We start from the raw sequence: 10,068 nt of genomic DNA on the forward strand, positions 1-10,068 counted from the left end.
ATGGTTTTCATCCCCCGTTGGTGAATACCCTCTTTCATGAATGTTTTTTCTGTGCATGATAATTGTAGATTCTCTTTTATGCAGTTACTCCAATTCACTGATAAGGGCATTAATTGTCCTGCCGGCGATTTTTACATAGACCCCTGGCAGCCTGTGCAAAAGGCTGTTATTACCCACGCACATTCCGACCACGCACGTGGAGGAAGCCAAAATTACCTTTGTCATCATGATAGTGTACCCATTCTGCAACTCCGGTTGGGAGTGGATATCAGTGTGCAGGGAGTGGCGTATGGAGAAAAAATACGCATGAATGGTGTAACGATTTCTCTGCATCCTGCGGGGCACGTGATTGGTTCTGCACAGATAAGGGTAGAACATGATGGTGTAGTATGGGTAGCGAGTGGAGATTATAAAACGGAGTACGATGGCATTTCTGCAGCGTTTGAACCAGTGCCTTGTCAAACGTTTATTACAGAGTGTACTTTCGGACTGCCTGTCTATAACTGGCAACCCCAGCAGGTTGTATTTGATAACATCCGGAAATGGGTATATGATAATCAGCAGGTGGGTAAGACGAGTGTGCTGCTGGGGTATAGCCTGGGCAAGGCGCAACGGTTGTTGTATCATCTGAGAGATATTAGTCCTGAGATATGGGCGCATGGCGCTATTTACATCACCAATCAAATGCTGCGTGACAATGGCTGGGATCTGCCGGAGCTGCATCGTATCACTCCTGATACTCCGCATAGTGTGTTTAAAAACAATTTAGTAATTGGCCCTCCTTCTGCTGCAGATACCACATGGATGCGGCGTTTCAATCCTTATTCACTGGGTGTGTGCAGTGGGTGGATGCAGGTACGGGGACATATGAGAAGAAGGAATGCGGATGCAGGATTTATTTTATCAGACCATGCTGACTGGAATGGATTGTTAACTGCTGTTAAAGCGACGGGTGCTGAGAAGGTGTATACAACGCATGGTTTTAGTAGTGCATTTGCACGCTACCTGCAGGAGAATGGGATACCTGCGGAAGAAGTAAAAACTGAATATGGTGTCACTGAAGAAGAAGAAACGAATCCATCATGAAAGCATTTGCAGACCTGATAAAATTGCTGAGCAACAGCACGAAGACGAATGAGAAACTGGATGCGCTGAGTCGATACTTTGCGAGTGCAGATCCGAAGGATAGCATATGGGTGTTGGCGTTGTTTACTGGCCGGCGGCCAAAGAGAACGGTGAATGCCACACAGTTGGCAACCTGGTGTTTGCAGATGACGGATTTGCCGGGGTGGTTGTTTGAAGAGTGTTATCATACAGTGGGTGATCTGGCAGAGACAATTGCGTTGTTATTATCGCCGGGGAAGAGTATTGCTACACATCCTTTGCATTATTGGCTGGAGCAACTTCTCAAATTGGAGAAAGCGAGTGAAGTGGAAAAACAGCAATTCATCCTGAATGCGTGGGATGAACTGGATACAAGTGAGCGGTTTGTGTTTAATAAATTGATAACGGGAAGTTTCAGGATTGGGGTATCGCAGAAGATGATGGTGAATGCACTCGCAAATACACATGATATTCCGGCCCCTACCCTGTCGCATATGATAAGTGGAAACTGGGATCCCAGACAGATCACACTGGATGAATTATTGAATGAAGATGTAACGGGAGCAGATGCGTCGAAGCCTTTTCCTTTTTATCTCGCATATGCATTGGAGACAGCGCCGGATGCGCTGGGAGAGCCGGAGGAATGGCAGGCGGAATGGAAATGGGATGGGATACGTGGGCAGATCATTAAAAGGCAGGGGCAATTATTTGTATGGTCCAGAGGGGAAGAATTGATTACAGAGAAGTTCCCGGAGTATGGACCATTGCTGGAGCATTTGCCGGAGGGGACGGTGATTGATGGGGAGATCCTGACGTATGCGAATGATTTTCCTTTGCCATTTCAGACCTTGCAGACAAGGATTGGAAGGAAGAATGTGACGAAGAAGCAATTGCAGGAGGCGCCGGTGGTGTTTTTGAGTTATGATCTACTGGAATGGGAAGGGAAGGATATCAGAACGTCTCCATTATCTGAAAGGCGGCGGTTGTTAGAACAGGTGGTAGAGCAGGTGAATCATCCTGCGTTGCGGTTATCGCCGGCGATCACTTTTCATAATTGGTCAGCGTTGATTGAGTTCAGGATGCAGGCACGTGAAATGGGAAGCGAGGGATTGATGTTGAAGAAAAAAGATTCTGCTTACCAGGTGGGTCGTAAGAGAGGCGATTGGTGGAAATGGAAGATTGATCCATTGACAATAGATGCCGTCATGATCTATGCACAAAAGGGGCATGGCCGGCGATCAAATTTGTATACAGATTACACATTTGCGGTGAAGGATGGGGATCAGTTAGTATCGTTTACAAAAGCGTATTCCGGGTTGACAGATAAGGAGATCAATGAGGTGGATAACTGGGTGAAAAGGAACTCCATAGAAAAGTTCGGGCCGGTGCGGACAGTGAAACCTGAGCTGGTATTTGAGATTGCTTTTGAAGGGATTGCGGCTTCAAACAGGCATAAGTCAGGGGTAGCATTGCGCTTTCCCCGTATCAGCAGGTGGAGGAAGGATAAGCCTCCTGAAGAGATCAATACCCTGGCTGATCTCCAATTATTATTAAAAATGCAGCAGTAGGGAAAATTTAGTATATTGTACTTATTTTCGTAGGCTAATTAGAACATTATACTATACAATATGAACCCGGGTAACAACACAATTAAAAAAGATAACGCAACCGAAATTGCGCTGGACGAAAAGGACATCGCCATCCTTCAACTGTTGGAGGAAGATGCCAAGATGACCATCCGCGACCTGGCAGCACGTCTTAACCTGAGTGCGACCCCGGTTTACGAACGTATCCGTAAGATGGAACAGGCCGGCGTAATTCGTCAGTATGCTGCTATTGTAGATCCCAGCAAGATCGACAAGGGCCTGACTGTATTATGCTACATCTCTCTCAAAGAGCATGGTAAAAAAGCAGGCAGTAAATTCATCAAAGAAATTACTTCTTTCCCTGAAGTACTGGAATGCCTCAACATCTCCGGTCAGTTCGACTTTATGTTGAAAGTACAGGTAAAAGATATGATCGCTTACCACGACTTCAATGTGAATAAATTGGGTGAGCTGGATAATATAGGCCACATGGAGAGTGTGTTCGTGATGTCTGTGATCAAAGCGACACACCGCGTGGTGTATTAATCTCACGCTATGATCATCCGCTATCCGGAATATACAAAAGACTTTAACTGGACTGTATTACAATCCGACAGTTACACGTATGCCAAATACAAAAAGGCCATTGGTGCACACAGGCGGGTCATCTTTCTGAAAGAACATACTATTTTGTTTGCCCTGGCGGGGAATAAAACTATCTTCCTGGGCGATGAAGTACTGCATGTGAATCCATCCAGTATTGTGATTTTGAAAAGAGGTCTTTATGGTATGACAGAAGTGGTGCCGGATGGATTTGAATACGAAGCGCTCCTACTCTTTTTCCCGGATAGTATGCTGCAAAGTTTTCTTCGTCAGCATCAGTTACAACCAGATAAAATCATTGCCGATCCTCAATCGTATGTGATGTTGCCTACCAGCGATCTGCTGCATAGTTTCAGGGAACAGTACATGCTGTTCTTTCAGAATCGTGCGGAGAACATGGAGGCGATCTTACAACTGAAAATACAGGAAGCGTTTTTATTACTGCTGGCTGGTGAGCACAGGGATGCCGTTTTGAATTTATTCCATGGCATCACACATGCACAGCCAGCCAATATCGAATACATCGTTAATACCCACTTATTACAACCCCTTACACTGGGCGAACTGGCGCAGCTTTCAGGCCGTAGCCTGGCGTCTTTTAAACGTGATTTCCAGCAGTACTTTAATTGCTCTCCAAAGAAATGGATCAATGAAAAAAGACTGGCGCATGCACGAATGTTATTGCTCAATGATGACATGAATGTATCTGAAGTAGCACTGGCCTGTGGCTTTGAAAATGTGCCACATTTTATAAAGATCTTCAAACAGGAATTTGGAGATACCCCACACGTGCTGCGAGCTAAAAAAGCAACAATTTGAGCTTTTAACGTTATTCCATTTTTTTACTCCGTTCTAATTTTGCTGATATAAATTATACTTTATGTCAAAAGCAGTCGTATTAAGATTCAATGAAGAAGTGCTTGTAAAAGGTGACTTACAGGTATTTGAAGCAATCGTTTCTCCTTCCTTTACAAACCATTCCGCACCAGCAGGTACAGACAAAGGAAAAGCTGGTCTGCTGGCTTTTTATCACAATGTATTGAAGCCTGCATTGCCGGATATCACGATAGATATCCATGAGATGTTTGAAGAGGGTGATACCGTTATTACAAGAAAAACTATTCGTGGTACGCTTGGTGTTCCTTTCATGGGTTTTGAAGCGGGTACAAAAGTAGCGATGCCAACGATTGATATCGTGAAAGTAAAGGATGGTCAATATGTAGATCATTGGGCAGAAAGGCATATTCAACCTGCATAAAAATTGGAGATTAATGCTTACATTAATAACATGAATCGTAAGCATTTTCTTTCTTCTCTTGCCATCACATCGCTGGGGCTTTCGGCATTTTCTCATCTTCCTGCACCAGAAAAGGAAGATGAGACTTTTACTATACTTCCACCTTATCTTAAAGCGGGTGATACGATTGGTATTACCTGTCCTGCGGGGCATATTAAGCAGGAAGAGATCATGCCTGCTATTCGCATTATGCAGAGCTGGGGTTTTAAAATCCGCATAGGAAATACGGTTGGGAAAAGTGATTTTAGTTTTGGTGGTACAGATGCTGAGCGATTACAGGATCTGCAGTCTATGTTGGATGATCCTGGTATTCAGGCGATCATGTGTGCGAGAGGTGGGTATGGCTGCGCCCGTATTATTGATCAGGTTAATTTTAATAATTTCAGACAGCAGCCGAAATGGGTGATTGGGTTTAGTGATATTACTGTATTGCATTGTCATATCAATCGGCTGTTTGGGATAGCTTCTTTGCATTCTAAAATGTGTAATAGTTTTCCTGATGATTTTGCAAAGGCAGAATCGGTGGTGCAGGAAACCATTCTTTCAATACAGCAGGCGCTGACTGGTAAACCTATGCAATACCTGACACCGGCGGATGCTAATAACCGGATTGGTTCATCGAAAGGTGTATTGATTGGAGGGAATCTTTCTATGCTCGCGAGTGTGTTGGGGACTAATTCAGAGATCAATACCATTGGTAAAATTCTCTTTGTGGAAGAGGTGAGTGAATACCTATATACCATTGATCGTTATTTTAATAGTTTGCAGCGGGCGCATAAATTAGATAATCTCGCGGGGCTTGTGATTGGAGGGTTTAACAGGTTGAAGGCGGATGATCCGGGAGAGGAATTCGGGAGGACGGTGTATGATATAGTGAAGGAGAAGGTGAAGGATTTTGACTATCCTGTTTGTTTTAATTTTCCGGTAGGGCATCAGAAAGGAAATTATGCGTTGAAGTGTGGGGTGATGCATCATTTGGAGGTTCAGAATAACAGGGTTTCTTTGAAGGAGATTGTTAGTTAATACGATGATACGAATCCCTATACGGTGACAGACTTTTTCCTGCTTTTTCCTTAATTTCATACACTCATGAAAAAAACAGCGAGTGGATGGAAAGTGATTACAGACTGGCTTGCCGCCAGAGACCGGCAGCCTTTTGTGTTCCAGGAAGAAGCCTGGAATTATTACCTGCAAGGCAAATCGGGCCTTGTGAACGCCCCTACCGGATACGGTAAAACATTTTCTCTATTCCTGGGTGTGGTGATCGACTGGATTAACCGTCATCCCAAAGACTATCCATCCAAAACAAAAAATGGTCTGCAATTGCTCTGGATCACGCCGCTGAGGGCGCTGGCCAAAGACATTGCGCGTGCGATGGAGGAAGTGCTGCAGGAGCTGGATATCCCCTGGCAGGTGGGTATCCGGAGTGGTGATACACCAGTATCTACCCGTGCTGCGCAGAAAAAGAACATGCCTGAGGTATTGCTTATCACCCCTGAAAGTCTGCATCTCCTGATCGGACAAAAAGAATATCCAAAAGTCTTTACTTCCCTGACTACAGTGGTGGCCGATGAATGGCATGAATTGCTGGGCACCAAGAGAGGTGTGATGATAGAATTAGGGCTTAGCCGTTTGCGCGGATTGACGAAAAAAGCCGGACGTCCGCCATTGAAAGTTTGGGGCATCTCTGCGACTATTGGTAACCTGGAAGAGGCTATGGATGTGTTGCTTGGAGCACCTGATCCGGAGTCAGTAATTGTGCGGGCTAAGTTGGATAAAAAAATAGAACTACAAAGTATTCTCCCTGATGAGATAGAAAAATATCCCTGGGCGGGGCACCTGGGTACGAGATTACTTTATAAGGCACTGCCCATTGTCAATGAAAGTAATACCACGCTTATTTTCACAAATGTCCGCTCTCAAACAGAGATCTGGTACCAGGAAATATTACGGCAATGCCCTGACCTCGCAGGTGCGCTGGCACTACATCATGGCTCTATTGATATGGAGTTAAGAATATGGGTGGAAGAAGCCTTGCATACAGGTACGCTGAAAGCGGTGGTATGTACTTCCAGTTTGGATTTGGGAGTAGATTTCCGGCCTGTGGATACAGTGATACAGGTAGGTAGTCCAAAAGGTGTAGCTCGCTTTTTACAGCGCGCAGGTCGTAGCGGGCACCAACCCGGTGCTACCAGCAAAATATGGTTTTTGCCTACACATAGTTTAGAGCTGGTAGAAGCTGCGGCGCTTAAGTCGGCTATTAAACAGCAAATAGTAGAAAGCCGGATGCCGGTGATACTAGCATACGATGTATTGCTGCAATACCTGATGACACTGGCTATTTCTGATGGCTTCCATGCACCTGAAATATGGGAAGAGGTAACGAACACCTATTGCTTTCGTGAAATGACGGAAGATGAATGGGGATGGATACTGGCATTTCTCACCACGGGTGGAGACGCCTTGTATAGTTATGATGAATTTAAAAAGATTGAGAGAGAAGGCGACTTTTTTATTTGTCGTAGTCGTATGCAGGCCATGCGTCACCGATTACATATCGGTGTCATCGTCAGCGATGCGATGCTGAAAGTAAAGTTCATGGGGGGGGGATTTATTGGCATGATTGAAGAATGGTTTATTGCCCGGCTTACAGCTGGCGATACATTCAGTTTGGGTGGGCGCATTCTTGAGTTTGTCATGATCAAGGATATGACTGTGTTGGTAAGAAAATCCAATGCAAAAAAGGCCATTGTACCCAGCTGGATGGGAGGACGATTACCTCTCTCACCGAACCTTGGAAAGGTATTGCGTGAAACTTTTAATGAAGCCCTTTCCGGTGATACGACTGAACCAGAATTACAGGTTTTACAGCCTCTTTTTAAACTACAGGAATATCTTTCTCATGTGCCGAAAGCAGATGAGCTATTGATAGAAATGATTCATACAAGGGATGGTTATCATCTGTTCGCCTATCCGTTTGAAGGCCGACTGGTGAATGAAGTAATGGCTACATTACTGGCTTACCGGCTGAGTAAACGTACGCCTATTACTTTCTCGATTGCCATGAATGATTATGGATTTGAATTATTGTCTGATCAGGCTATTCCGCTTACGCCAGATGATGTGTATGAATTGTTTTCGTTAGATAACCTGAACAACGATTTGCTGGCTAGTGTGAACGCTACAGAGATGGCCCGTCGTAAATTCAGGGATATTGCGGTAATAGCAGGATTGATATTTCAGGGATATCCGGGCAAGCATAAACAAAGCCGTCATTTACAGTCATCGGCATCTTTGCTGTTCAATGTATTTACAGAATACGATCCGCAGAATCTCTTGTTGAGACAGGCTTTTAACGAAGCGTTCTTTTACCAGATGGAAGAAGCCCGTTTGAGGGAGAGTCTTGACAGGATTTATAATAGCAAAATCGTGATCACTTATCCGGAAGCGCTGACACCTTTTTGTTTCCCGATTAAGGTGGATAGTTTGCGTGAACAACTGACCAGTGAGAAGCTGGAAGACAGGATAAAAAAAATGCGCCCGGAATTTTAATAAAATCGGAACTTGCAGGGATCTATGGATGAAGTGATTTATAATTTCAGAAATCAGACATGGCTGTTATCGGCCCACCGCGCTGTTTTCTGGAAAGAAGAGCAGGCTTTAATTGTATCAGATCTGCACCTTGGCAAGTCTGCACATTTCAGAAAAGCAGGCATTGCCGTTCCTGCCAATATCGGGCATGATGACCTGTATCGTTTACAAAAACTCATTACTGTTTACGATCCGTCGCAGGTGATCATTGTGGGCGATATGTTTCACAGTAGTCATAACAATGATGTGCCTTTGTTTAAGTTGTGGCGGCAACAGTTTCCGCATATCAAATTTAAGCTGGTGAAGGGGAATCATGATATCCTGTCGGAACAGGTGTATGTTGATATTGATGTGGAGGTGTATGATGAATTGCAGATTAATGAGATTCATTTTGCGCATGAGCCATGTGAGGAGGGGGATGGTTCTAAGTATACATTCTCTGGTCACATTCATCCGGGTGTGGCGGTGTCGGGTATGGGCAGACAACGTTTGCGTTTACCCTGTTTTTATTTCGGGCGTAATTGCAGTATTCTGCCGGCCTTCGGGCGGTTTACAGGCTTAGCGATGCTGGATGTGGAGGAGGCGGATGCGGTGTTTGTGATTGCCGATAATAGCGTACTAAAGATAGGTTAATGATATGTTGCTGATAATAGGGTACTACAGATTGGTTAGTGATATATTGCCGATAATAGGGTACTACAGATTGGTTAGTGATATATTGCTGACAATAGGGTACTACAGATTGGTTAGTGATATATTGCTGACAATAGGGTACTACAGATTGGTTAGTGATATATTGCTGATAATAGGGTACTACAGATTGGTTAGTGATATATTGCCGATAATAGTGTTATAAAGAATAGTTGAATGTCATGCTGATTGCTTACGATCCCATATTTGCACACCCACTACCAGAAGGCCATCGTTTTCCGATGGCGAAGTATGAACTGATTCCTGCGCAGCTATTGCGGGAAGGGGTGGTGACTATTGATCAGTTTCATAAACCGGAGCCGGTGAGTGAGGAAACGATTTTGTTAACACATACTGTTGAATATTGGGATAAGTTGAAAAATGGGAAGCTGAGTGAGAAGGAAGTGCGTAAGATAGGTTTGCCACAATCACCTGCATTGGTGATGCGGGAAAGGGTGATTTGTCAGGGTACGATTGATTGTGCATTGCATGCATTGGAGCATGGTATTGGTTTAAATGTGGCGGGTGGTACGCATCATGCGTTTGCTGATCATGGAGAAGGGTTTTGTTTGATGAATGATTTTGCGGTAGCTACGAATTATTTATTGCATCAAAAGCTGGCTGGATATGTGATGATAATAGATCTGGATGTACATCAGGGGAATGGCACTGCTGCCATATTTGAGGGGAATGAACGGGTGTTTACATTCAGTATGCATGGGGAGCATAATTACCCTTTTCATAAAGAGACATCTGTGTGGGATGTTGGGTTGCCTGATGGTATGAGGGATGAAGAATATCTTAAGAAATTGTCGGATTGTTTAGGGGTTTTAATGGAGAAGAAAAGGCCTGATTTTGTGTTTTATTTGTCTGGGGTGGATATTCTTTCTACAGATCGTTATGGGAGGATGAAGGTAACTGAAAATGGATGCCGCTGCAGAGATGAATTGGTGTTAAATACGGTAAAGCAATATGGAATTCCCTGTGCAGTTGCAATGGGAGGAGGGTATTCTCCGCAACTGAGGCATATTGTGAATGCGCATTGTAATACATTCAAAACAGCGGCAGCCATCTTCTGATTTTCTCTAAGAACGGCGGTGTTCAGATTTAAAAGGCATTTGATTCATCGAAATAATATGCATGCATTTAATTTTTTGTAAGTACAGAAAGAGCATTGATTCGTCCTAAGTCCGCGAT

At 44.2% G+C, this 10,068-nt stretch carries 9 protein-coding genes; all 9 read left to right on the plus strand.

Annotated elements, in window-relative coordinates; genetic code table 11:
• Positions 1–78 precede the first annotated feature (78 nt).
• The 9 genes from BW716_RS22460 (at position 79) to BW716_RS22500 (ending at position 9,950) form a co-directional block, all read left to right on the plus strand.
• On the plus strand, positions 79–1,086 hold the full coding sequence (locus BW716_RS22460; protein ID WP_083726207.1) for a ligase-associated DNA damage response exonuclease: 1,008 nt from the start codon (positions 79–81) through the stop codon (positions 1,084–1,086).
• Positions 1,083–2,672: an ATP-dependent DNA ligase gene (locus BW716_RS22465; RefSeq protein ID WP_083726209.1), complete on the plus strand. Its 1,590-nt coding sequence runs from the start codon at positions 1,083–1,085 to the stop codon at positions 2,670–2,672. The genes BW716_RS22460 and BW716_RS22465 overlap by 4 nt, the downstream gene beginning before the upstream one ends.
• A gap of 60 nt (positions 2,673–2,732) precedes the next feature.
• Positions 2,733–3,236 (plus strand): Lrp/AsnC family transcriptional regulator, encoded by a 504-nt coding sequence (locus BW716_RS22470; protein WP_083726211.1) that lies wholly within the window; start codon positions 2,733–2,735, stop codon positions 3,234–3,236.
• A gap of 9 nt (positions 3,237–3,245) precedes the next feature.
• On the plus strand, positions 3,246–4,112 hold the full coding sequence (locus BW716_RS22475) for an AraC family transcriptional regulator (protein ID WP_083726213.1): 867 nt from the start codon (positions 3,246–3,248) through the stop codon (positions 4,110–4,112).
• A 61-nt stretch (positions 4,113–4,173) separates the two neighbouring features.
• Positions 4,174–4,551, plus strand: a complete 378-nt coding sequence (locus BW716_RS22480; RefSeq protein WP_083726215.1) for an ester cyclase — start codon at positions 4,174–4,176, stop codon at positions 4,549–4,551.
• Between the two features lie 30 nt (positions 4,552–4,581).
• Positions 4,582–5,613 (plus strand): LD-carboxypeptidase, encoded by a 1,032-nt coding sequence (locus BW716_RS22485; RefSeq protein WP_083726217.1) that lies wholly within the window; start codon positions 4,582–4,584, stop codon positions 5,611–5,613.
• 66 nt (positions 5,614–5,679) lie between these two features.
• Entirely contained in the window at positions 5,680–8,142 is a 2,463-nt protein-coding gene (locus BW716_RS22490) for a ligase-associated DNA damage response DEXH box helicase (protein ID WP_083726219.1), read from the plus strand.
• 24 nt (positions 8,143–8,166) lie between these two features.
• Positions 8,167–8,814: a ligase-associated DNA damage response endonuclease PdeM gene (pdeM, locus tag BW716_RS22495; RefSeq protein ID WP_083726221.1), complete on the plus strand. Its 648-nt coding sequence runs from the start codon at positions 8,167–8,169 to the stop codon at positions 8,812–8,814.
• A 239-nt stretch (positions 8,815–9,053) separates the two neighbouring features.
• Positions 9,054–9,950: a histone deacetylase gene (locus BW716_RS22500; protein ID WP_083726223.1), complete on the plus strand. Its 897-nt coding sequence runs from the start codon at positions 9,054–9,056 to the stop codon at positions 9,948–9,950.
• The last annotated feature ends 118 nt before the right edge of the window (positions 9,951–10,068 follow it).

Origin of the sequence: [Flexibacter] sp. ATCC 35208 (assembly GCF_001975825.1) — a bacterium.
Lineage (GTDB): Bacteria > Bacteroidota > Bacteroidia > Chitinophagales > Chitinophagaceae > Chitinophaga.

Bases quoted from the DNA above. Each gene is read 5' to 3' on its own strand.
- BW716_RS22460 (WP_083726207.1), top strand. From the start codon at position 79: ATGCAGTTACTCCAATTCACTGATAAGGGCATTAATTGTCCTGCCGGC.
- BW716_RS22465 (WP_083726209.1), top strand. From the start codon at position 1,083: ATGAAAGCATTTGCAGACCTGATAAAATTGCTGAGCAACAGCACGAAG.
- BW716_RS22470 (WP_083726211.1), top strand. From the start codon at position 2,733: ATGAACCCGGGTAACAACACAATTAAAAAAGATAACGCAACCGAAATT.
- BW716_RS22475 (WP_083726213.1), top strand. From the start codon at position 3,246: ATGATCATCCGCTATCCGGAATATACAAAAGACTTTAACTGGACTGTA.
- BW716_RS22480 (WP_083726215.1), top strand. From the start codon at position 4,174: ATGTCAAAAGCAGTCGTATTAAGATTCAATGAAGAAGTGCTTGTAAAA.
- BW716_RS22485 (WP_083726217.1), top strand. From the start codon at position 4,582: ATGAATCGTAAGCATTTTCTTTCTTCTCTTGCCATCACATCGCTGGGG.
- BW716_RS22490 (WP_083726219.1), top strand. From the start codon at position 5,680: ATGAAAAAAACAGCGAGTGGATGGAAAGTGATTACAGACTGGCTTGCC.
- pdeM (WP_083726221.1), top strand. From the start codon at position 8,167: ATGGATGAAGTGATTTATAATTTCAGAAATCAGACATGGCTGTTATCG.
- BW716_RS22500 (WP_083726223.1), top strand. From the start codon at position 9,054: ATGCTGATTGCTTACGATCCCATATTTGCACACCCACTACCAGAAGGC.